The organism is Brevibacterium pityocampae, assembly GCF_039541555.1.
GTDB lineage: Bacteria > Actinomycetota > Actinomycetes > Actinomycetales > Brevibacteriaceae > Brevibacterium > Brevibacterium pityocampae.
The window spans coordinates 129137-151917 of the sequence record NZ_BAABGL010000002.1; the positions used below are offsets into that span (position 1 = coordinate 129137).

Genomic DNA, 22781 nt, shown 5'->3' on the forward strand with positions numbered 1-22781 from the left:
GGACCATGGAGTGCAGGGCGACGGAGCGTGCCCGGGCCGGCGATCGAGAGGCGGTGGCATGAGCGCTGATACCGAGCGGAGGCGCGTGGTGCGCAGCCCCTCGTTCCGGGAACAGGCGCTCGACGCGATCCGTGCGGCGATCACCACCGGCGAGCTCGCCGAGCACACCGTCTATTCGGCCGCCGCGCTCGCCAAGCAGCTCGGCATGTCGCTGAGTCCCGTGCGCGAGGCGATGATGTCGCTCGTCGCCGACGGCACCGTCGAGGCGGTGCCCAACCGCGGCTACCGGCTCGTGCCGGTGACCGAGGCCGATCTCGAGGAGCTCATCGAGCTCCGTTCCCTGCTCACCGTGCCCGCGGTGCGGCGCCTGTGCGAGGCGGGAGAGCCCGGGTCGATCGAACGGCTGCGCGAGCTCGCCGCATCGGTGCTCGAGGCGGCGCGCAGTGAGGACTCCGCCGCCTTCCTCACCGCCGACCGACGCTTCTACGGCGAGGTGCTCCGCGCCGGGCTGGGACACCGGGCGGCGAGCATCGGCCTGCGCCTGCGCGATCAGAGCCGGGTCGCCGACCTCGGCCCCAAGTCCCCCGCTGTCGACCTCCGCAGCGCACAGGAGACGATCGAGCTCGTCGAGGCGATCGCCGCCGGCCGTGCGGACGAGGCGGAGCGGCTCGTCGTCGACAACCTCCACTACTTCAGGAAGACCGAGGCCGGGTGACCCGGCCCGGCCCGACGGCGGTCCACCGCCTGCCCTTCACCCCGCCCTTCGATGCGGCGGCGTTCGCCGGGTTCCTCCGCGCGCACCTCGTGGTCGGGGTCGATGCGTTCACCGGCGGCACGTACTCCCGCTCGGTGGACGGCGCGCACGGGCCCGTCCCGCTCGAGATCGACCTGCCGGGCTCGGGGGAGTCCGCGGTGACGGTGCGCCTCGGCGGGGCGGGCTCCGATCACCCGGCGGTGCTCGACCAGGTGCGGCAGTTCCTCGACCTCGACCAGGATCCGGCCGAGGTGAGCACCGCGCTCGGCAGCGACCCGATCGTCGGCCCGCTCGTGCGGGCGCGGCCGGGTCTGCGCGTGCCGGGGGCCTTCGACCCCTTCCAGACCGCGGTGTTCGCGATCCTCGGCCAGCAGGTGTCGCTCGCCGCGGCCCGCACTCTCGACGCCCGGTTCCACTCCCTGCTGTCCCCGGATGGTGTGCGGTTCCCCGACCCGCGGGCGGTCGCGGCACTCGATGCGGGGGAGCTCGCCGGCCTGCTGCGGGTGCCGGGCATGCGGGCGCGGGCGATCGTCGGCACCGCCGCGGTGTTCGCGGACGCCGGGGACCACCCGGTGGGGGCGGCAGAGCTCGCCGCAGCGGACGTCGAGGCGGTGGCGCGGCTGCGTGAGCGGCTGCTCGCGGTGTCCGGGGTCGGGCCGTGGACCGTGGACTACATGCTGTTCCGGTGCACTGTCGACTCCGACGCCTGCGTCCCCGGGGACCTCGTGCTGCGGCAGGCGCTCGCCCGCCTCACCGGGGCCGAGGCGACCCTGTCCCCGCGCGCCGCCCATGACCTCGCCGAGCCGTGGCGCCCGCACCGGGCGCGGGCGCTCATGCATCTGTGGACGTACGCCGCCTACGACGCCGGGTGAGGGCTCAGCGCTCGTCCTTGACGAGCGTCACCTCGGCCGGCTTGGGCCACGCATCGGCGGATTCGTAGGGGGTCCAGTCCTCGGGCTCCTCGGTGAGGTCGAGCCAGTCGGGGCCGACCTCGACCGCGGAGAGGTACCCGTCCTCGATGTGGAGCGTGATGAGCGCCGGCAGCCCGTCGGCATCGGTGAAGCGGCCCCGGGTGGGGTGGATGTGGGAGTGCGGGAGGATCCGCTGTCCCTCCTGCGGCACCTCGACCCGGTAGAAGTTGTGGTCGCCGTAGACGAAGAACCGGGCCCGTGCGAGCTGGTCGCGCAGCGAGCGCGCGTTCGCGGACTCGCCGACGACGAGCAGGTCGAGCACGGTGCGCTGGGAGGGCGTGAGCTCGACCTCGGTCTCCTCGTCCTCGGGGGCTTCGAAGCCGATGCCTTTGGTGCGGGCGTCGAGCCAGCGCTCGAGCATGATCGCACCGGCGGTCGCGGCGACGGTCAGGCCGGCGACCGCCACCCGCGGGTGCTTGATCCCGAGCTTCGCCAAGAGGTCGTCGGCCCACCAGTTCGCGGAGATCCGCGGGTCGAACAGGGCCGAGCACAGCACGCCGCCACCCAGGGCGATGCCCGTATTGAGGTTGCGGGCGGCGTAGGCGTCGAGGTCCGTGGTCTCCTCCGCCGTGTTCGTCAGCCACAGGGTGGCACCGGAGAGTGCGCCGTAGGCCAGCCGGTAGGCGAACCGACCGGGGCCGGGGGCCACGTCGTCGGGGCGCATGAGCGAGAGCAGCCCGGTGAGTCCGAGGGCTGTGGCATCTGCTGCCGTGAGCGGCATGTCGACGGCACGCAGGTCGAAGGAATCGTCCTCGAGCTCGACGGAGCCGACCTCGCCCTCCGCGGATTCGGCGAGCACGTCGTCGAATGCGGCGTCGTCGAGGGTGTCGTCGGCGGCGGTGCCGGCAATGGCGTCGTCGAAGTCGGGGCCGTCGGTGGGGGTGTCATCGAACTCACTCATGACCCCATTGTGCCCAATCGCGCCGGCAGGCGCGTCCAGGCCGCCCACAGGAGGCGGGCGCGCGGCGAGCGGGTCGCCGCGGCCGCCCGCTCCCCTCAGCGGGCGGCGGCCGCCTCGGTCTGCCGGTACCCGGCGAGGAACTCCTCGAGCCGGTCGAGCGCCTCGGCGAGCACCTCGACGCTCGGCAGGGTGACGAGCCGGAAGTGGTCCGGCCGCCCCCAGTTGAATGCGGTGCCGTGGCTGACGAGGATCTTCTGCTCGCGGAGCAGGTCGAGAGCGAACTGCTCGTCGTCGACGATCCCGAACTTCTCCGTGTCGAGCTTGGCGAACAGGTACAGCGCGCCGCGTGCCGGTGAGCAGCTGACCCCGTCGATCGCGTTGAGGCGCTCGGCCGCGAGTGCCATCTGCGAGCCCAGGCGGCCCTCGGGCAGGATGAGGTCCTCGATCGACTGGTGGCCGCCGAGCGCGGCCTGGATCGCGTGCTGGGCCGGCACGTTCGCGCACATCCGCATGTTCGCGAGCAGCTTGATGCCCTCGAGGTAGCTCTCGGCCTTCCAGTTCGGACCGGTGATCGCGAGCCAGCCCGATCGGTAGCCGGCGATCCGGTACGCCTTCGACAGCCCGGAGAACGTCAGGCACAGCACGTCCTCGCCGGTGCGGGTGGCCATGTTCACCATCTCCGCGTCGCCGTAGGTGATCTTCTCGTAGATCTCGTCGGCGAACACGATGAGGTCGTGCTCCTGCGCGATCGCGACGATCCCGTCGAGCAGCTCGGGGGAGTAGACGGCGCCGGTGGGGTTGTTCGGGTTGATGACGACGATCCCGCGCGTGTTCGGGGTGATCTTCGCGCGGATGTCGTCGAGGTCGGGGTTCCAGGCGTCGTGCTCGTCGCACTGGTAGTGGACCGGGGTGCCGCCGGACAGCGCCACCGAGGCGGTCCACAGCGGGTAGTCCGGGGTGGGGACGAGGATCTCGTCGCCGGGGTCGCACAGCGCCTGGAGGGAGAGCGTGATGAGCTCGCTCACCCCGTTGCCGAGGTAGACGTCGTCGGCGTCGAGGTTCCGGATGCCCTTCGTCTCGTAGTACTGGACGACGGCGCGGCGGGCCGAGGGGATCCCCCGGGAGTCGCTGTAGCCCTGTGCTTCCGGGAGGTGCTTGATCATGTCGACGAGGATCGCATCGGGGGCCTCGAAGCCGAACGGGGCGGGGTTGCCGATGTTGAGCTTGAGGATCCGGTGGCCCTCCGCCTCCATCCGGTCGGCCTCCTCGAGCACGGGCCCGCGGATGTCGTAGAGGACGTTGGAGAGCTTGGCCGACTGCGTGAACATGGAGACCTTTCGTGGAGGCGGGGCGGACGGGCGGAGGCCTGCCGGCGCGAGGTGCGGCGGTGCTAGGTGGTGCGGTGGCGCAGTGGTGCGCCGTGGTGCAGTGCGCCGTGGTGCTGGGTGGTGCGGTGGCGCAGTGGTGCGCCGTGGTGCAGTGCGCCGTGGTGCTGGGTGGTGCTGGGTGCGGTGGTGCGCCGTGGTGCGGCGGCGCGCAGTGGTGCGCTGCGGGCCGGCAGCGCACCTCCGAGGCGTGGTGACGCCATGGTCCACGATACGATCGCGGTCGCGCGGACACTGGGAAGCAAAAGGTTCCACCTGTCGGCCTTTGGCCCGCAGTCCCGGCCGCGGGCCGGGCTCCCGTCCCCGGCTGTGGGCCGGGCTCCCGTCCCCGGCTGCGGATGCCGATGCGAGTGCCTCTGCGAACAGCAGCTGTTTCGGGGGCGTTCCGGACCGCTTCAGCTGATATTCGGTTGTCCGGGTGAGAAACACTTGCATCCGGGCTCGGTGGGTGCGGCCCGAGGTCCGGGCCGGTCTGCCGTCCCGACTACGGTCGGGCGCCGTCTGTGCCGACGAGCGTGGGTGCGGACTACTCTGGAAGGCGTGAATTCCCCCTCCGTCCTGCTCCTCGTCTTCGACCTCCTCGGCGTCTTCTTCTTCGCGATCTCCGGCAACCTGCTTGCCGCGCGCCGGAACTTCGACATCACCGGCGGCCTCATCCTCGGTCTCCTCGCCGGGCTGGGCGGCGGTGTGATCCGCGACGTCATCCTCGGCACCACCCCCAACTCGCTCCGGGAACCGATCTACCTGCTCCCGCCGGTGCTCGCCGCTGTCGTCGTCTACCTGCTCGGACACCGCGCAGAACGCGCGCGGGTGCCGATCGTCGTGTTCGATGCCCTGGGGCTCGCGCTGTTCTCCGTCACCGGCTCGATCATCGCGATCGGCGGCGGGATGAACTTCCCGGCCGCCGTCATCCTCGGAGTGCTCACCGCGACCGGCGGGGGGCTCATGCGCGACGTCGTCGCCAACGAGGTGCCCGCCGTGTTCAACGGCTCCGACCTCTACGTGATCCCGGCCTTCGTCGGCGCGGTGCTCACCGCGCTCGTCCGCTTCAACGACATCTGGAACGTGTGGACGGGCAGCGTGATCGTGGTGCTCGTGTTCGCCTTCCGGATGCTCGCCTGGTGCCTCCAGTGGCGCGTGCCCCAGCCGATGCGCGGCTGGTCCTTCCGCGAGATCCACGCCCAGGCCCGGAAGCGCGGGTCCGCCTTCCGCCCGCTGTGGGTGCGCCGCAGCCCGGCGACCGCATCCGGCAGCCACGCCACGGGCCGGAGTGGGGAGCGGCACGCCGGGGCCCGGGACGCGGAGGAACAGGGGCGCGACGACCGCTCGCGCACCGGCGGCGCACCGCCTGCGGACCCGGGCGACGGCTCTGACGCGCCGCGGGCCGACGGGTAGGCTGGAAGGTATGACGCGCCCGCTGCATTCGCTCGCTCCCGAGGAGATTGTCGGGCTGTGCGCCGCGGAGTTCGGGGTGGACGTCGTGTTCGAGGAGTCCCTGCCCGGACTCGCCGCGATCAACGTGCTGCTGCGCGCGGAGCTCGGACAGCCCGATCGACCCGGAGGATCCGATCACCCCGAGCAGACCGATGCCGTCGAGCAGGCCGGTGATCCCGGGCAGCCGCCTGCACGGTTCGTGCTCAAGGCCGAGTACCCGTCGCCGACGATGACGCCGGCCCATTTCGACTGGGTGTGCCGCACCCAGGAGCGGGCGCGTGCCGCCGGTCTCCCCGTAGCGGCCCAGGTCCCGGCCCGCACCCCCTTCACCGACCCCTCGACCGGGGAGTCCTCCGGTGCGCTCGCCCTCGTCGACGTCGATGGCACTCCGGCGATGGTCCGGCTCCACGCATTCCTGCCCGGGCAGGAGGCGGCCGCCGCGCGGTCCGGGGAGTACCCGGGACTCGCCGGTGCGCTCGCCGCCCGGATGACGAACGCGCTCGCCGACGCCCCTGCCGAACCCGCACCCGTGGTCCACCCCTGGTCGTTCGTCGCGACCGGCGCGAACGTGCTCTCCCTCTGCGACCGCATCAACGCGCTCGAGGCCGCCGGGCAGGTCCCGCAGGAGTTCGGCACCCCGCTGTCGGCCGACCTCGCGCTCGTCCGCGCGCACGCCCAGGAGTTCGAGCAGTCGGTGCGGCCGGCGCTCGCCGGGCTCCCGCACCAGGTCGTCCACCAGGACCTCAACGACTCCAACATCCTGCTGTCCGGCGGGCGGGTCTCCGGCGTCATCGACTTCAACGACTCCGCCACCGCGCCGCGGCTGGCCGAGCTCGCGATCGCCGCCGTCTCGGCGATGATCGGGCAGAGCGATCCGGCCGCGGCCCTCACCGCCGCCCACCGGGCGTACCAGGCCGAGGCGGCGGGCACCTCGGCGGCGCTCGACCCGGCGGAGTCCGCGCTCGTCGAGCACGCCGCTCTCACCCGGCTGGCGCTCATCGCATGCACCTGGACCGCCCGCGCCATCACCGCCCCGCCCGAGCACCCGCACGCGCGCACCGGACGCGCGCGCATGCGCAGCACCTGGCCGGTGCTGCGCGCGGTGCTCGGCTCGTGAGCCCCGTGCCCGCCGCCGGCCCCGGCAAGCGCCCGCCGCGCTGACACCGACCACCCGCACCCGGACCCCGCCCCCAGGAGGAATCCCATGATCCGCCAGCCGAACCGTCGCCGCGTCATCCAGGCCGCCGCCGTCACCGGTGGACTCGCCGGGGTGGGCCTCACCGCCGCCTGCTCCTCCGACGACTCCGGCGGGGAGAGCAGCCCAACCCTCACCGTCGCCGCCTCCGAGGTGCCCGTGGGCTCCGGACTCGTGCTCGACAACACCTACGCGGTGGTGCAGCCGACCGCCGGCGACTTCCGCGCCTACACCGCGATCTGCCCCCACCAGGGGTGCACGGTGCGCGAGATCACCGAGACGGAGATCATCTGTCCCTGCCACTCCTCGCGCTTCTCCACCGCCGACGGCACGGTGATGTCCGGGCCTACGGATGTGCCGCTCAAGGAGGCGCAGGTGACCGAGGCCGACGGCCAGCTCACCATCGGCCCGGCGAGCTGAGCCGGATCCGACAGCAGCGTCGGCGCCGCGGCCGTCCGGAACCGGGTCAGCCGAGGCGCCGACGGAGGATGAGGGCCGTCGCGCCGAGCACGATGAGGGCCGCACCGACCCCGAGCGCTGTACCGGCCTCGGCCCCGGTCCGCGGCAGGGTGCCCCGGTCGCCGCCGGAGTCCTCACCACCTTCGGTGCCGTTCCCGCCCCTGGGCTCCGTGCGCGGGGGATCATCGGAGCGATCACCATCGGAACGGTCATCCCCGGGCTGGCCGGGATCGGTTCCCTCGTCGTCCTCATCGTCCTCGCGCCCGGGCTGCTCCTCGTCGGGCGCATCGGACGGGCCGGCGGTCGGTGATGCCTTCGGGTCCGTGGTCGGTGATGCGGTCGGGTCCGTGGTCGGATCAGGGGTCGGCGCGGCGGTCTCCGGGTCGTCCGGGGCCGGCGAAGCGTCGCCCGTCGGTGCGACGGTAGGGTCGTCGTCGCTCGGCGTCGGGTCCTCCGAGGGCACCTCCTCGCCCGGCCGGGGATCCTCGTCGGGGTTCTGGTCCTCGGGGGCGCGCCCGTCGTCGGCGATCGGCCCGTCGGTCACGAGCTTGTCTTCGCCGCAGCGGTCGATGGAGAACTGATCGAGGACTTCGCCCACTCCGAGGTCCGTCGTCGGGTTCGATCCCTTCGCGCCGATGACCGAGGTGTACTCGAGCTCGCACCCGCGGATCGCGATCCTCTGGTACGTCGACACCTGACCGTGCCGGACCACCTGGGTCGCTCCGTTCTGCGTCCACGTGTTGTCGTCGATCGGCTGCTGCTGGTAGTGCTTCGGCCCCGCATTGGAGATCACGTACACCGGCCCGGAGGTGACGCCCGGCGTCTCCGTGGCGTCCTCGTCGACGTAGCCGCGGGCATAGGTGTGGTCGTGGCCCTGGAGGACGAGGTCGACATCGTGCTCCTGGAGCACCGGGCCGATCGCCGCACGCGCCTCGGGCTCGTCGCGGCCCACCGCCGAGGAGAAGATCGGCTGGTGCATGGTGACGACGGTCCAGTCGTGAGGGTTGTCCGTCAGCACCTCGTCGAGCCAGGCCACCTGCGCCTCGAGGTCCCGGTTGCCGTCGAGTCCGACGAAGCGGACGCCCTGGTAGTCGTAGTAGTAGGAGGTCTCGTCCGTGGCGCCGTTGTCCGGGAGCGCGAAATTCATCCGGAAGTAGCGCATGCGGGAGTCGCCGTAGGTCTCGTGATTGCCCGGGACCGGCATGACGAGCCGGTCCGCGGCGTTCTCGCCGAGCCCGGCGAACCAGTCATCCCACTCCATCTGGATCGGCGCCCAGTTGACCATGTCGCCGGCGTGGATCGACAGGCGGGCCTCGGGAACGGCCTCGAACCCGGCGTCGACGACCGGCGGCCAGGCGTCGCGCAGGCCCTCCTGAGCGTCGCCAAAATAGAGGAAGTCGAAGTCGGCCGCACCGGCGGCGGCGGTGGTGAAGGAGTGCCAGTCCCCGGCCCCGCTGTCCGGACCGGCCGCGGATTCCTCGTCGAGGTCGTCGCGGACCACCCGGTACCGGTAGGCGGTGTCGGGCCGCAGTCCGGTGAGCTCGGCGTGCCACGTGTGCTTGATGAGGTAGAAGCCGTCCTGCTCCGTGGGGATCGCATCCACGGTGCCGTCCGGGTGCTCGAGCTCGATGTCGTAGCCGGCTGCCGGCGGAGCGGAGAAGTTGACCGCGACCGAGGTGTCGGGGGCTGCGGTCGGGTTGATGACGAGTCGACGGACGTCGAGCTCGGCATCGGAGAAGACCTGCGCCTCGGGCGTCGTGCCGGTCGAACCGGTATCGGTGCTCCCGAGCGCTGCGGCGGGAAGAGGGGAGAGGACGAGGGCGGCGATCAGTATTGAGGCTCCGAGGCGCTGCATGGGACTCCCAGGTCGGATCGTGGCACGGGACGGCGATCTAGGACAGTCTTACCGGCCGGTATTGCTCGGGCGATGAGGCCATATGACGACGAGAGGAAGCGCCGGTGAACGCCCGGTGAGCCGCACGGCACCGGCGAGAGAGCAGAGCGCGACCGGTGGGGAGTGCGGTCACCCGCCGGAGCGGGCGCTCACCGTTCAGGCGAGCAGCATCGGGGCGAAGAGCACGCCGAGGACGAGCACGGCGACGATGCACTCGACGACGGTGGAGGCGATCTGCGCCCGCCGCCCGGCGGTCGGCAGCCACGGCAGCGCCGGGAAGGCGCGCGCGGCGAACCACACGGAGGCGATGAGGACGAGCGCGCCGAGAGTCCACAGGAGGAACGCCCAGAGCGGGAAGCCGAGCAGCAGCCGCACGATGGCGAAGGTCGTGACCACGGAGATGTAGCCCGTGATGATCCCGGTGCGCGAGGACCCGGCGAGGGTCTTCTCGGCCTTCTCGGAGAGACCCGCCCGGCCGGCCGGCGTCGATGACACGGTCACCGGGGCCGCGGAGTCGACGGAGGTCATCGACTCCGCGGGAGCGGCTCCGGTGGTCACTGCGGCCGCGAGCCTGCGCATGGTGAGGAACCGGGATGCGGACAGCCAGAGGAGGATCCCTAGGCCGACGATGAGGATGGCGGTGAGGACAGTGGTCATCGATCTGCTCCTTCGTTCGCAGGTGCGTCGTCCGCAGTGTCGGTGCCCTGAGTTGCGGAGCCGCCGAGGAGGGCGGCGGTGCCGCCGACGGCGAGTGCGGTGTTCGCCAACGCCACGACCGCGTCACCGGAGTCGGTGAAGCCGACGAACGAGGCGTACCCGCCGGTCATGCCGGAGTGCGCGGTGAGGGTGCCCTCCCCGGACTCCAGGGGATTGGTGATCCAGGCCCAGCCGATCTCCTCCCCGGGCTCCTCGAACGGATGCCGGGGCTCCGTGGCCGCGGCCCCGGGTGCCGAGCCGTCACGCACCGCGGTGAGCCAGATCGCCATGTCGTGCGGGGTCGAGCGGATCCCGCCGGCCGGCGCCTCGGGTCCGAGGGTCCAGGCGCCCGAGCGCAGGTCGGCCGCGGTGTAGCCCGTGGGCGCACCGGGCGCCAGACCGTCCTCGGTGATGGGGGCGTAGGTGTCGTCCATGCCCAGCGGTGCGGTGATCCGGTCGCGCAGCAGGTCGGCGTAGGCGGTGCCGGTGACCTCCTCGAGCGCCATGCCGAGGAGGGCCGTGCCGTAGTTCGAGTACAGCGGCTCCGGCTCGGCGTCGATCTCCACCGCGGAGAGCCCGTCGAGCAGTCCCTCCCGGGTCTCGACGTAGGGGTCGAGCCGGAGGAAGGTGAGAAGGAACGTCCGGGCGAAGCCTGCTGCACCCGACGGTGCGAGCCGCGGCAGCCCGGAGCGGTGGGAGGCGAGCGCGTCGAGGGTGACCTCCTGCGCATTGCCGGCGCGTTCGCCGAACACCGCGCCGAGCGTGGTCTCGGGGGTGACCTCGCGGCGCTCCACGGCGTCGGCGAAGAGCATGGAGGTGAAGGTCTTCGACACCGAGCCGATCTCGAACTCGGTGCGCTCATCGGCATCGAAGCCGGCGAACTCGGTGGAGCCGTCGGGATGGATCCGGGTGACGGCGAGGGCGTGGTGGCCGCGTCCGCCGTCGAGCGCGGTGCGGACCTCCTCGGCGAGCTCGGCATCACCGGTGGCGGCGTCTGCAGCGGGCAGAGAGCGGGGGAACGGGGTGAGGGCGGTGAGGACGAGGGCGAGTGCCGCCATCGCCGCGATGGCCGGGACGAGTGTGCGGGGGGACATGGGCGCTCCTAACCCTGGGTGGCGAGGATGATGGTGAGCAGCGGGATGATGCGCTCGACGGGGACCGTCCAGCGGCCGCGCCGCGGTGATTCGAGCCAGCCGGCCGCGGCGAGCTGGTTGACGTGGTGGTAGATCTGACCGGTCGTGCCGAAGTCGCCGGATTCGACGAGGTCTGCAACCGAGTGCGCGCCGTCGTACACGGCCTGGATGAGTGCGAGGCGGACCGGGCTGGCGAGCGCGGCGAGCGCGGCGGCCGAGTCCGCGAAGTCCGCCGCCTCGATGTGCGCGGCCGTGCGGCCGTACTGCCAGTCGGCCCGCCTGCCGTCCGGTTTGCGGAGGTAGCCGGCGAACACGACACCGCCGAGGTCGCCGAGCGTGTCCTTGAGCCCGTTGAGGGCCCAGAAGGGATCGACGCCGCCGGCGGTCGGCTGCGCACCGGTGGAGCCGCGAGCCGAGCCCGAGGTGGGCTGCGCGCCGGCGGAGGTGTCACCGGGGAGCGGGTCGGCGAGGTCCGGCGCGCGGGCGGCGGTGCCGGGCTCGGTGCCGAGAGCTGCGACGAGCGAGGAGACCTGCTCCTCGAGGGCGGTGAGGCGAGCTGCGAGATCGTCGGCCGGGGGGTGGTTCCCGGCCGGGCCGTGCGCGTCAGCCGGCTGCCCGTCGCCCGGGGAAGGCGTCTGAGCGGGGTCCTGGTGATCGGTCATGTGTCCATAGTACGTAATTCCTGTAATTACGTAAATGGAGGATTCCTCGACGGGAGGATCAGGGGGAGTGCGCGCTCGAGCGGGGCAGGGCTGCGTCGGGGCCGAGGCGCGGCCGGCCCGGCCGTGCCGGCGCCGGGCCGGCGTGGGGCCGACCGATCCGGCATCGGGCTGACCGGCCCCTCGGCCTACGATGGATCCATGAGCGAGACGCCCCGCACCCCGTCCTCCGACCCGACCGATTCCGCGACCCCGGTACCCCCGGCCCCCGGCACAGCAGGACCTGCCGCGCCCCGGTCCGCCGGCACCTACGACGACTCCCCGGCCGCGGAGATGGAGCGCGCCCGGTTCGCGCAGATGAACTTCCACACCCGCAAGTGGGTGCGGCCGGAGGACCTCAACGCGAACGGCACGCTGTTCGGCGGCAGCCTGCTGCGCTGGATCGACGACGAGGCCGTCGTCTACGCGATGATCCAGCTCGGCAACCAGCGGATCGTCACCAAGTACCTGTCCGAGATCAACTTCCGCGCCTCCGCCGTGCAGGGCGACATCATCGAGATCGGCCTGCAGGCCACGAGCTTCGGTCGCACCTCGCTCACCATGCGCTGCGAGGTCCGCAACATCATCACCGAGGAGCTCATCCTGTCGATCGAGAAGATCGTGTTCGTCGGCCTCGACGAGTCCGGAGAGCCGAAGGAGCACGGCTACACCGACATCACCTTCGAGCGCGACCGCTTCCCCGAGGAGCTGCGACACCGCCGGTCCTGAGCGGGCCGGCCCGCGCCTCGGCCGGAGCGCGGACATCCGGCTCTCGAGCGGTGAATGCGGGACCGACCAGTGATGGCCCGCCTGTCAGCCGGCGAGCACGGTGGCCGCACCGACGGCGAGCCCGAGCGCGAGGGCCGCGCAGGAGGACGCGCGCACAGACCGCAGCCGGGCGCGGAGGATGCCGCGCGGCGAGAACTCCTCCTCGACATCGATCCCGGCGGCGTGCTCGCGCGAGTCCGCACGCACGTCGAACACCATGCGCTGGGGTGCGGCGGCGTCGAACCGCACCGGGATCACCGACCCGCGGGCGAGCATCTCCGCGTCGAGCGGCTCGAGCAGCCAGGTCAGCCGGCTGCGCAGCGCGCACCCCGAGCGGCGTCGGGCGTCGAGCGCGATCCGGACCAGGCGCTGCGATCCCAGCCGTTCGACGTGGACGCGGCGGATCCGGGCGAGGCCGGCCGCGCCCGTGCGCAGCAGAGTCTCCGCTTCTGCTCGTGGCACGGCGATGTCGCACGCGGCCATGGTGCCGGCGTGGAGGAGCGATGCGGCGGCCGCGATGAGGACCACGGGCCAGGCGAGCGCGAGCACCCGGACGCCCGGCGACGCCTCGGCCAGGAAGCGGATCGGTCCGGAGAGTGCGACGAGGACGGCGCAGACGAGGATCCCGGCACCGAGCCCGAGGCAGAACCACAGCGCCGCGCGGCCGAGGGGCGCTTCGCGACGTCGAGGAGCGGGTGTCCCCGCAACAGGTCGGACGAGCTCGGGCACGGCCGCCACGCTAGACGCAGCAGACGAACCGGAGCCGGGCCGCGGACGAACGGCGCCCGGCCGCCGGATGAACGGCAGGAGCCGGGATCGCCCGTCCTCTACACTGGATCGGTGATGTCAGGCAGCAGCGATCCAGCGACCCCGGGCGATCCGGAGACCCCGACCGACCCCGTCGACCGCGAACCCGCCCTCGTCGACCGCGAACCCGTCGACGGCGACCCCGCACCGGGCCGGTTCGAGTCCGGTCCCGAGGGCACCGACTCCGTCGACCCCGTCCTCACCGGAGACCAGCTGCGGAGCATGGGACGCTGGATGTTCGCCCGCGGCCTCCTCGGGTTCGCGTTCGGCATGGCCACGGTGTTCTGGCCGCGCGACATCCTCGCGAACGCCACCCAGCTCACCCTCGGCGTGCAGACCGTCGACTGGGTGATCATCGCCTACCTCGCGCTCTCCGCGGTCCTCCTCGTCCTCGCGGCGCGCCGCGCCCCGCAGCCGGTGCGCACTGCGCTGCTCGGCCAGGCGGTCGTCGTCGTCCCCGCCGTCGTCTTCCTCCTCATCGCCGACACCCCGCCGCAGCTGCGCGCCGCCGTCTGCATCTGGGCGATCCTCCACGGCGCCCTCGAGCTGTGGATCCACCGGACCCTGCGCGCCGCGCCGATGGCCTCCGACCACCTCATCGCCGCCGCCTGCCACCTGCTGCTCGGAGTGATCCTCGCTTTCGGCTCGGACATGGGGGCATTGACGATCTTCGGCTTCGCCGGTGCGGCGGTCGTCATCGCCTCGGTACTGTATATGGTGGGCGGTTACTCCCGGGTCGCCCGCGCCCGCGCCTGACCGTCCGCCCCACGATCCGCGTCGCGACGATCCCGATTCCCGGCTTCCGCCCCGGCCCACCGACCGGCGCGGTGCCGGCCCGCACCTCGGCTGCGGCCGGGCGCCGCCCCGCCGACCAACACCACGTCGACCCCCACGCCACCAGCCACCACGTGAGAAGAGCCCCATGACCGTCATCACCTCCGGACTCGACACCTGGGATCCCGCGGCCCCGACCGCCGGGCCCCTCGGCGACCTCGCCGAGGCGATGCGCACCCTCGACGCCGACCTGTTCACCGCGATCGGACTCATCGCGCGCGCCCCGCGGCTGCTCGTCGCCACCGACTACGACGGCACCATCGCCCCGATCGTCGACCGGCCCACGCACGCCTACCCGCTGCCGATCTCCCTGGTGAGCATGCGCGCACTCGCCGCGCTGCCCGAGACCGAGGTGGCGGTGATCTCCGGTCGCTCGCTCCGCGACCTCGCCGCGATGTCCCGGCTCCCCCGCGAGGTCACTCTCGTCGGCTCCCACGGCTCGGAGACGGACATCGACGCCGTCGACGCGCTCTCCGCCGAGGAGCGCCGGGCCCTGGCCGGCCTGCAGCGCGCCGTCGCCGAACTCAGCGCCGAACTCCCCGACCTCCACGTCGAGACCAAGCCCACCGGCTCCGCCGTGCACCTGCGGGGTCTGAGCGACGACTCCCGTGCTGTCGCCCAGGCCGCGCTCGGCCGCATCGCACGCGAGGCCGGGGTCAACCTCGTGCGCGGCAAGGAGGTCGCCGACCTCAGCGTCGTGACGACCTCGAAGGGCGACGCCCTGCGCGAGCTGCGCGCCCGCCTCGACTCCGGTGCGGTGCTCTACATCGGCGACGACATCTCCGACGAGCTCGCCCTCGCCACGCTCGGCGTCGGCGACCTCGGCATCAAGGTCGCGCCCGCCGGCGCACCCGGCGGGGAAGCACCCGGCGGGGACCTCGGATCCGGTGCGCCGGACGCGGGCATCGGCACCGACGCAGCCGGCGGGCACCTCGGCGCCGGCACAGGCCTCGGCGCTGGCGGCGGGGCGGACACCCACGCGCGGTTCACGATCCCGGACCCGGAGACCGTCGCGCTCATCCTCACGAGCATCTTCGAGCTCCGCCGCGCGTGGCTGTTCGGCAAGAACGCGGTCCCGATCGAGCGGCACACGATGCTCGCCAACGGCCAGTCGACCGCGCTCGTCGACCCGGCCGGCCGGATCTGCTGGATGCCGCACCCGCTGCCGCACTCGGCCTCGATGTTCTCCGAGATCCTCGGCTCCGACGCCGCCGGCTACTACTCGGTGGGACTCGCCTCCGGGGCCAAGCCGCTGACCCAGCGCTACCAGGAGCACTCCACCCTCGTCGAGACCCGCTGGGCCGGACTCACCGCGCGCGACTACCTCGCCCCGGTCCCCGAGGACAGCCAGGACACCGTGCTCGTGCGCGCGCTGACCGGGGACGCTGAGGCGGAGATCCGGTTCGCCCCGCGCCCGGACTTCGGCGCCTACCCGACCCGGCTCGAGCGCGTGGGCGACGGCGTCCGCGTCCTCGGCACCGCGGAGCCGATCATGCTCCACGCGCGCGGCGTCGAGTTCGAGATCGTGACCGAGAACGGCTCCGACACCGCGGTCGCCCGGGTGCGCCCGAGCGAGTTCGAGAAGCAGAAGGTCGTGCTCGTGCTCGTGTGCGGCGGGTACTTCGGCGACACCGACTACCTGCTCGACGGCGGCGAGGAGTTCGTGCGCCGCCGGGCGGCCGGCTACTGGCGCAACTGGGTGAACAGCCTCGACCTGCCGCAGCTCAAGCGCGAGGAGGTGACGCGCTCGGCGATCACGCTGCGCGCGCTGTGCCACGAGCCCACCGGCGGCGTGCTCGCCGCGGCCACGTCCTCCCTGCCGGAGGGGATCGGCGGCATCCGCAACTGGGACTACCGCTACTGCTGGCTGCGCGACGGCTCGATGACCGTGCGCACGCTCATCGACCTCGGCTCGACCGCGGAGGCCGAGGGCTTCCTCGGCTGGCTGTCCGGGATCCTCGCCGACGCCGCCGGCCCCGAGCAGCTCCACCCCCTCTACGCCGTCGACGGGTCCGCACTCACCACCGAGGCCGTCCTCGAGCACCTGCCCGGCTATGCGGGCTCCCGTCCGGTGCGCGTGGGCAACGCCGCCGAGCACCAGGTGCAGCTCGACGTGTTCGGCCCCGTCACCGAGCTTCTCCGCGACCTCACCTTCACCCTCGAGGACCTGTCGGAGGACAACTGGCGACTCACCTGCGAGATGGTCACCGCCGTCGAGCGGCGCTGGCACGAGGCCGACCACGGCATCTGGGAGGCCCGCCGGGAGCCCAAGCACAACGTCTACACCAAGGTCATGTGCTGGGTCACCGTCGACCGTGCGATCGCGATCGCCGAGCACTTCGGGCGGACCATGCCCGGGGCGTGGCGGCAGCTGCGCGAGACGATCGCCGACGACGTCATCACCCACGGCTGGAACGAACGCGTGGGCGCCTACACCGTGGCCTACGGCGAGGACGACCTCGACGCCGCCTGCCTGTTCATGGGCCTGTCCGGACTGCTCGCGCCGGACGACCCGCGGTTCGCCGCGACCGTCGATGCGATCGAGCGCGACCTGCGGGTGGGCCCGACGGTGTTCCGCTACCACTACGACGACGGGCTGCCCGGCCTCGAGGGCGGGTTCCACATCTGCACGACCTGGCTCATCGAGGCGTTCATCCTCGTCGGCCGGCTCGACGACGCGCGCGACCTGTTCCGGCGGCTCGACGACCTCATGGGCCCCACCGGGCTGTTCCCCGAGGAGTACGACCCGGCCTCCGAGACCCACCTGGGCAACCACCCGCAGGCGTACTCGCACCTCGGCTACATCCGGGTCGCACGGATGCTCGACGACCTCACCGGCGTGCCCGACCCCGCGAGCGGCCACACCGACCTCGACGACGTGGAGGACACGCACCGGGCCTGAGCGGGCCCCGGGTGCCGAACCGCGGAGTATCCGGGACCGAGCGCGCAATTGCGCACCCGCTTTCGGATACCCCGCAGTACGATCGGTGCCGAGGCATGAGCGCCCGGACCGGCACGGCAGCGGCGCTCGGACGGGCACACGGGCACGAAGGGAGGCGCGGTGGAACCGACATCGACCCCGGCGCTGCTGCGCACGCTGCGCGTCGCACTCCACCTGAGCTTCGCCGCGCTGCTGGCGATCGGCGCGCTGCGCGTCCTCCTCACCCATCGGCCCGACCGGGCGGTCGTCGTCCTCGTCCTGAGCCTCACCCTCGTGCTCGCCGGCGTCTACCTCGCGGGCACGGTGTGGGAGCGGAACTTCGCGCAGGGCCGCACCCGCCGTGATCCCGGGCCGCTCGCGGTGCCGTGGCTGCTCCTCATCATCGCGCTGTGGACGGTCCTCACCCTGCACAGCGCCGACTTCTCCTGGGCGGCGTTCCCGCTCTTCTTCGTCGTCCTCGTCGTCCTCGGGCGGGCGACCGCGCTCGTGTGCATCGCCGGGCTCACCGCCGTCGTCGTGCTCGCCCAGATCCTCCACGCCCCGCCGTCCGGATTCAGTCCGGCGATGGCGATCGGGCCGGTCATCGGTGCGATCGTCGCCGTCGTCATCGGCTTCGCCTACCGCGCGCTGTACCGGGATGCGCAGCGGCACCGGCGCACGGTGCGGGCGCTCGAGGCGGCGCGCGCGGAGCTCGCACTGCAGGAGCGGGCGGCCGGCCGGGCCGGGGAGCGGGAGCGGCTCTCCCGCGAGATCCACGACACGCTGGCCCAGGGCCTGTCCTCGATCGTCCTCATGTCGCGGGCCGCCCACGAGGCGCTCGCCGGGGAGCAGACGGACCTCGCCGCCGGCCGCCTGCAGGTCATCGAGGACACCGCGGCGCGGAACCTGGCAGAAGCCCGGCGCTTCGTGCGCGATCTCAGCGCTCCGGCGCTCGATGCGGACCTGCCCACGGCGCTGCAGGCGCTGTGCGCCCAGACCGCCGAGCTCGCGCGCGCCGCCGGACGGGAGCTCGACTGCCGCTTCCGGGCCGAGGGCGCGCTCGACGGCGCGGCCCTGCCCGGGGCGCACCGCGCCGTGCTCCTGCGGGCGGCGCAATCGCTGCTCGCGAACGTCACCGCCCACGCCGGCGCCCGCACCGCGGTCGTCACCCTCGCGGCCTGGGACGACGCGGTGACCCTCGACGTCTACGACGACGGTGCGGGCTTCCGGGTGGATGCCGCGCAGGCGGGCAGTGCGGGAGATGCCGGCGGCGAGGGGGATCCCGCGATGGCTGCCGGCGACCACGGCTACGGGCTGGTGAAGCTCCGCGCCCGCATCGCGGAGCTCGACGGCACGCTCGTCGTCGAGTCCGCACCCGGGGAGGGCACGGCGGTGAGCGTCCGCCTTCCGCTGCCGGGCGCAGCGCGGAGCGAGGGGCCTGCGCCGGGGGCGCGGCAGACCGAGCGCATCCAGCCGCAGGACCCGCGGACCGGCCCGCCGCGCCCGGACGGGGAGGCGCGATGACCGACACCCGTGTGCTGCTCGTCGACGATCACCCGGTGGTGCGCGCGGGACTGCGCGCGCTCCTCGACTCCGGCGGCGTGCAGGTGACCGCGGAGGCGGGGACCGGGGAGGAGGCGCTCGCGCTCCTCGCCGCGCCGGACCGGGCGTTCGACGTCGTCGTCATGGACCTGCAGATGGGCGCGGGGCTGACCGGGATCGAGGCGACCCGCCGGATCCGTGCCGAGGACGGCCCCCCGGTCCTCATCCTCACGACCTTCGACACCGAGGCCGACATCGTCGCCGCGCTCGACGCCGGGGCCACGGGGTACCTCCTCAAGGATGCGCCGCCGGATGCGGTGCGCCGAGCCGTGCGCGATGCCGCGGCCGGCCGGCCGGTGCTGTCCCCGAGCGTGTCCGCCCAGGTGAGGAAGCGGGCGGCGGCGCCGGCGACGGCACTGAGCCCACGCGAGATCGAGATCCTCCGGCTGCTCGCCACCGGCGCGACGAACCGCCGGCTCGCGCAGGCGCTGTTCATCTCCGAGGCCACGGTGAAGACCCACCTCGTGCACATCTATGCCAAGCTCGGGGTGGACAACCGCACCCAGGCGATCGACCGGGCCCGCAGCGCACGCATCATCTGAGCCACGCACCCTCCGGGTCACCCGCCTTCCGGGTCACGCGTCATCTGGGGCCGGGGCGACTCGGCGGCGGGTCCAGGGGCGCCACCCCTCGCCGAACCGCGCGGTATCCGAACTCAGCCGCGCAATTGCGCGGCGGTCCCGGGATACTCCGCAGTCCGGCGGCGGGCGCGCCCCTCAGCCCGGTGCGTCGGTGCGGGGATCGTGCTCGGGGAGGAACACCTCGGTTCGGGCGCCGCCGGACGGGCCGTTGCTGAAGGCGATCCGCATCCCGAGCAGCCGGGCCTGGCCCTGCGCGATGACGAGGCCGAGCCCCATGCCGCCGCCCCCGGCGGACACGAAACGGGTGGGCCCGGTAGCGATGATGTCCGGCGGATAGCCGGGCCCGTGGTCCTCGACGACGACGGCGTGCGGGGTCGTGGTGACGATGATCGGATCCGCCCCGTGCTTCGTCGCGTTGACGATGAGGTTGGACACGATCCGCTCGAAGCGGCGCTGATCGGTGACCACGGTGCGTCCCTCGGAGGCGTAGGTGACCTCGATCTCGTGCCCGGTGGTCACCCCCGAGGCGCCGAGCGTGGTGATGAGCGAGCGGACCGAGGAGTCGAGCGACATCGGAGCGAACTCCGGGTGCGCCCGGCCCGCGTCGAGCCGGGACACCTCGAGGAGATCCTCGACGAGCACCTGCAGGCGGGCCACCCGGTCGCGCACGAGCTCCGCCGGCCGCGACTGCTCCTCGAGGAGGTTCGCGGCGTTGACGAGCCCGGTGAGCGGGGTGCGCATCTCGTGCGCGAGGTCGGCGGTGAAGCGCTGCTCGGAGTCGAGCTTCTCCGCCAGTCGCTGGACGGCGGAGTCCGCCGCCGCGGCGAAGGCGGCCACCTCGTCGTCGCCGGTGTCGATGACGTCGGAGATCCGCGTCGAGGTGTCGCCGGCGGCGATCTTCCGGGCGGCCTGCGCGCCGAGCGTGAGGCGGCGGGAGATCTGCCCGGCGACGATCGACCCGATGCCGCCGATGACGATCGCCGAACCGAGCATCCCGAACAGGATCGCGCGGTCGATCGCGTTGAGGAGCTGCTGGGACTCCGCGGTCGAGGCGCGCACCGCGATGACCGCGGTGTGGGAGCCGACCTCGATCGGGGCGGCGGCCCAGATCACCTCGGTCCCGTCGGCGATGCCCCGGATCGTCACGCTCCGGCCGGCGAGCGCGGCCTCCCGGGCCTCGTCGGGCAGCTCGGGGTCGTCGACGCTCGTGTTGAGGGTGAGGACGCCGGTGTCGGAGTAGATCGAGATCGCGTCGGCGAGCTGGCTGCTGATGTTCTGACGCATCCGGTCGTCCTCCGCCGCCGCGGCGCTCTGCCGGACGATGACACCGCAGGCGAGCACGGCGATGATCACCGAGGACACGATGAGGATGACGATCTTCCACCGGAGTGACACGGGCGACTCCGGTCAGCCGGCGAACCGGTAGCCGAAACCGCGCACGGTCTCGATCATCCGGGCGCCGATCTTCTTGCGCAGCCGCTGGATGTGGACGTCGACGACGCGGGAGTCGCCCGCCCACTCGTAGCCCCACACCGTGTAGGCGATCTTCTCGCGCGAGTACACATGGCCCGGCTCCTCGGTGAGGAGCAGGAGCACGCGCAGCTCGGTGGGCGTGAGGTGGACCTCCTCGCCGTCGACCATGACGGTGAGCCGCCCGGTGTCGAGCACGAGCGAACCGAGCTGGGTGCGGTAGGGGCCGAGCTCCTCGCGCTCGGTGGGCCCGGACCGGCCCGACGGCTGCTGCTGGGCGGGGGCCTGGGCGGCGCCGGCGGTGGGCCGCTGGTGCGGGCGCGCCGGGTACCCGGCCGAGTGGCCCTCGGCGCTCCGGTGGGGCGACTGGGAGGGCGGCTCGGCCAGACCGGGGGACGGGCCGAGCACCTCGGGGATCCCGTCGGTGCCGACCGTGCCCGAGGCGCCGAGCCCGGCGGCGGGCGCGTCCGCCGCGGATCCGACCTCGTCGGGGGAGAAGCCCATGCGGCCGGTGCCGGCGGTGATGAACCGGCGCACCACCGCGCGGATGCGGGCGTTGAGCACCTGCATGTCGAAGGGCTTGGTGAGGTAGTCGTCGGCGCCGGCCTCGAGCGCCTGCACGATGTCGATCGGCTCCGAGCGGGCGGAGATGATGATGATCGGGGTGGTGGAGCGCTCGCGGATGGCACGGCAGATCGAGGCGCCGTTCATCGTCGGGAGCATGAGGTCGAGCAGCACGACGTCGGCACCGTGGGCGGCGACGAACTCGTGGCCGTCGCGGCCGTCCTCGAACGCGGACACGGTGTACCCGAACCGCTCGAGTGAGATCTGGGTGGTCTCGCGGATGACCTCGTCATCCTCGACCAGCACGATATGCATTCTTCTCCTCGCTCCTCATGCCCCGTCGTTCTGCGTGATCCGCTGCCCGGCTTCGAACCCGCCGTCGCGATGACGGTAGACCCGCACGGACCACCCGGACGGACAGCATTCGGGATCCCCCTCCCGGTACATCGACTCCTGGGCGACCAGGGTGCCGCCGCGACCCGGGGTGAGTGTCAGATCATGGCCTGAAACTATCAGGTTCACGCGGGGCCGGTCCTCGACCTGGGAGACGACGACGCCGGCGAACACCCGGTCGTCGCTCGGGGTGGATACGAGCGCGATCTGGAACTTCTGCCCGTCGGCGACGAACGGCTCGGCGAGCTCGATGCACTCGGTGCAGACGAGGAGCACCTCGTCGACCTGCGAGGCGTCGGGCTGATTGCTGATCGTCGTGTCGGCGAGGATCGCCTCCCGGATCGAGGGGAGGTCGAAGGGCTGGTCCGCCGGGCCGGCCGGCGGCGGGCTCACGGTGCTCGAGGACCGGTCCTGCGGGTTCTCGATCCGCAGTCCGGGGTCCGGGCCGCAGCCGGCGAGGAGTGCCGCGAGCGCGAGACCGAGCGCCGGCAGCGCGAGCAGGCGCCGGGGTGCCGAGGTGCGGCGGGGTGCCGAAGTGTGGCGAGGTGCGGAGGTTTGGCGGGGTGCGCAGGTGCGGGCGGTCGTCGAGGTGGGACGGTTTCCCGAGGTTCGGCGGGATCCCGAGGTTCGGCGGGATCCCGAGGTGCGGGCAGGGCGACGTGCTGCCTGTCGGGGGGATCCGGGCTGCCTCGTCACCACCTCAGTGTGCCCCGCCTCGGGCGTCCTCTCAAGGCGCGGCAGGTGCGTGTCCGGAGCACGAGGTGCCTCCCCGCTGGACCGCGGACTGCGCGGCGGACGTCCATGCGGACGGACGCCTGCTGCCATGCGTACCCATGCGTACTGCGGAGTATCCGGATCCTGCCGCGCAATTGCGCGGCAGGATCCGGATACTCCGTGGTGGCGCCCGCCGCCGGGAGGCCGGGTGCGGGGCCGAGGCGTAGAATGGAGGCCATGACCTCACCTCGGAAGCCCACTACACCCGCCGGGCAGCCGGCCAAGGCCGTCACCTACCAGCACACGATGATCTTCGGCTTCATCGCGGCGATGGTCGTGTTCGTCTCCACGGTGATCTTCACGCAGGCCTGGAAGTCGCTCACCGCGCTCGGCCTCTCGGTGCTTTACACCGCCATCACCTTCGTCGTCGTGACCGCTGTGGCCGCGCTGCTCAACTGGGTCACCCGCAACGACACCCAGCACGAGAACACGGAGTTCCCCGTCCTCAAGTGAGCTCCCCGTCCCCGTGCGGACGGCCGCATGCGGGCGACCTTGAGCGGGCGGCCTCGTGGGGGCGAACTCGTGCCGGCGAGCCCATGTGTGGCGTC

21 protein-coding genes are annotated in these 22781 nt (G+C 72.7%); 11 read left to right on the forward strand and 10 right to left on the reverse strand.

All coding sequences use genetic code 11. The features are described 5' to 3' along the window. Window positions 1-58: 58 nt before the first annotated feature. Both ABD883_RS00920 and ABD883_RS00925 read left to right on the forward strand, forming a co-directional pair. Window positions 59-715, forward strand: coding sequence for a GntR family transcriptional regulator (locus ABD883_RS00920; protein ID WP_247424275.1), 657 nt, complete (start codon window positions 59-61; stop codon window positions 713-715). Further along, a complete protein-coding gene (locus ABD883_RS00925) occupies window positions 712-1626 on the forward strand; it encodes a DNA-3-methyladenine glycosylase family protein (RefSeq protein WP_345029134.1) in 915 nt (304 codons plus the stop codon). Before ABD883_RS00920 ends, ABD883_RS00925 begins: the two co-directional genes overlap by 4 nt. A 4-nt stretch (window positions 1627-1630) precedes the next feature. On the opposite strand, the gene ABD883_RS00930 is transcribed toward ABD883_RS00925, so the two are convergent. Continuing rightward, window positions 1631-2626 carry a hypothetical protein gene (locus tag ABD883_RS00930; RefSeq protein ID WP_345029136.1) on the reverse strand — a complete coding sequence of 332 codons (996 nt, stop codon included), beginning with the start codon at window positions 2624-2626 and terminating at the stop codon, window positions 1631-1633. Between the two features lie 95 nt (window positions 2627-2721). Next, on the reverse strand, window positions 2722-3954 hold the full coding sequence (locus tag ABD883_RS00935; RefSeq protein WP_345029138.1) for a pyridoxal phosphate-dependent aminotransferase: 1233 nt from the start codon (window positions 3952-3954) through the stop codon (window positions 2722-2724). Between the two features lie 597 nt (window positions 3955-4551). Here ABD883_RS00935 and ABD883_RS00940 point away from each other — a divergent pair. The 3 genes from ABD883_RS00940 (at window position 4552) to ABD883_RS00950 (ending at window position 7060) form a co-directional block, all read left to right on the forward strand. Further along, window positions 4552-5406, forward strand: a complete 855-nt coding sequence (locus ABD883_RS00940) for a trimeric intracellular cation channel family protein (RefSeq protein WP_345029141.1) — start codon at window positions 4552-4554, stop codon at window positions 5404-5406. A gap of 10 nt (window positions 5407-5416) precedes the next feature. Then, complete coding sequence (locus tag ABD883_RS00945) at window positions 5417-6562, forward strand: phosphotransferase enzyme family protein (RefSeq protein WP_345029143.1); 1146 nt, start codon at window positions 5417-5419, stop codon at window positions 6560-6562. Between the two features lie 87 nt (window positions 6563-6649). Next, window positions 6650-7060 carry a QcrA and Rieske domain-containing protein gene (locus tag ABD883_RS00950; RefSeq protein ID WP_137318568.1) on the forward strand — a complete coding sequence of 137 codons (411 nt, stop codon included), beginning with the start codon at window positions 6650-6652 and terminating at the stop codon, window positions 7058-7060. A 46-nt stretch (window positions 7061-7106) separates the two neighbouring features. Here the strand turns inward: ABD883_RS00950 and ABD883_RS00955 are convergent, their stop codons facing one another. The 4 genes from ABD883_RS00955 to ABD883_RS00970 form a co-directional block, all read right to left on the reverse strand. Beyond that, on the reverse strand, window positions 7107-8954 hold the full coding sequence (locus ABD883_RS00955; protein WP_345029147.1) for a metallophosphoesterase: 1848 nt from the start codon (window positions 8952-8954) through the stop codon (window positions 7107-7109). 195 nt (window positions 8955-9149) lie between these two features. Further along, window positions 9150-9650, reverse strand: coding sequence for a hypothetical protein (locus ABD883_RS00960; RefSeq protein ID WP_137318569.1), 501 nt, complete (start codon window positions 9648-9650; stop codon window positions 9150-9152). Then, a complete protein-coding gene (locus ABD883_RS00965) occupies window positions 9647-10783 on the reverse strand; it encodes a serine hydrolase domain-containing protein (RefSeq protein WP_345029150.1) in 1137 nt (378 codons plus the stop codon). Before ABD883_RS00965 ends, ABD883_RS00960 begins: the two co-directional genes overlap by 4 nt. An 8-nt stretch (window positions 10784-10791) precedes the next feature. After that, window positions 10792-11484, reverse strand: a complete 693-nt coding sequence (locus tag ABD883_RS00970; RefSeq protein ID WP_345029152.1) for an ArsR/SmtB family transcription factor — start codon at window positions 11482-11484, stop codon at window positions 10792-10794. 330 nt (window positions 11485-11814) lie between these two features. Here ABD883_RS00970 and ABD883_RS00975 point away from each other — a divergent pair, with 330 nt between their 5' ends. Beyond that, on the forward strand, window positions 11815-12249 hold the full coding sequence (locus ABD883_RS00975) for an acyl-CoA thioesterase (RefSeq protein ID WP_137320363.1): 435 nt from the start codon (window positions 11815-11817) through the stop codon (window positions 12247-12249). 84 nt (window positions 12250-12333) lie between these two features. Here ABD883_RS00975 and ABD883_RS00980 read toward each other — a convergent pair whose 3' ends face one another. Beyond that, a complete protein-coding gene (locus ABD883_RS00980) occupies window positions 12334-13017 on the reverse strand; it encodes a hypothetical protein (RefSeq protein ID WP_137318572.1) in 684 nt (227 codons plus the stop codon). Between the two features lie 114 nt (window positions 13018-13131). Between ABD883_RS00980 and ABD883_RS00985 the strand changes: the two genes are divergently transcribed. The 4 genes from ABD883_RS00985 (at window position 13132) to ABD883_RS01000 (ending at window position 18993) form a co-directional block, all read left to right on the forward strand. Next, entirely contained in the window at window positions 13132-13851 is a 720-nt protein-coding gene (locus ABD883_RS00985) for a hypothetical protein (RefSeq protein ID WP_137318573.1), read from the forward strand. A gap of 166 nt (window positions 13852-14017) precedes the next feature. Continuing rightward, window positions 14018-16831: a trehalose-phosphatase gene (otsB, locus tag ABD883_RS00990; RefSeq protein ID WP_345029155.1), complete on the forward strand. Its 2814-nt coding sequence runs from the start codon at window positions 14018-14020 to the stop codon at window positions 16829-16831. A gap of 159 nt (window positions 16832-16990) precedes the next feature. Beyond that, on the forward strand, window positions 16991-18373 hold the full coding sequence (locus tag ABD883_RS00995) for a sensor histidine kinase (protein WP_345029156.1): 1383 nt from the start codon (window positions 16991-16993) through the stop codon (window positions 18371-18373). Continuing rightward, window positions 18370-18993 (forward strand): response regulator, encoded by a 624-nt coding sequence (locus ABD883_RS01000; RefSeq protein ID WP_247424252.1) that lies wholly within the window; start codon window positions 18370-18372, stop codon window positions 18991-18993. Before ABD883_RS00995 ends, ABD883_RS01000 begins: the two co-directional genes overlap by 4 nt. A 174-nt stretch (window positions 18994-19167) precedes the next feature. On the opposite strand, the gene ABD883_RS01005 is transcribed toward ABD883_RS01000, so the two are convergent. The 3 genes from ABD883_RS01005 to ABD883_RS01015 are packed head-to-tail and all read right to left on the reverse strand — an operon-like array spanning window position 19168 to window position 21852. Next, window positions 19168-20427: a sensor histidine kinase gene (locus tag ABD883_RS01005; protein ID WP_265809562.1), complete on the reverse strand. Its 1260-nt coding sequence runs from the start codon at window positions 20425-20427 to the stop codon at window positions 19168-19170. A 12-nt stretch (window positions 20428-20439) separates the two neighbouring features. After that, window positions 20440-21381 (reverse strand): response regulator transcription factor, encoded by a 942-nt coding sequence (locus ABD883_RS01010; protein ID WP_345029158.1) that lies wholly within the window; start codon window positions 21379-21381, stop codon window positions 20440-20442. Window positions 21382-21396: 15 nt separating this feature from the next. Beyond that, complete coding sequence (locus tag ABD883_RS01015) at window positions 21397-21852, reverse strand: hypothetical protein (RefSeq protein WP_345029160.1); 456 nt, start codon at window positions 21850-21852, stop codon at window positions 21397-21399. A 558-nt stretch (window positions 21853-22410) separates the two neighbouring features. Between ABD883_RS01015 and ABD883_RS01020 the strand changes: the two genes are divergently transcribed. Continuing rightward, window positions 22411-22686 carry a hypothetical protein gene (locus tag ABD883_RS01020; protein WP_247424240.1) on the forward strand — a complete coding sequence of 92 codons (276 nt, stop codon included), beginning with the start codon at window positions 22411-22413 and terminating at the stop codon, window positions 22684-22686. The last annotated feature ends 95 nt before the right edge of the window (window positions 22687-22781 follow it).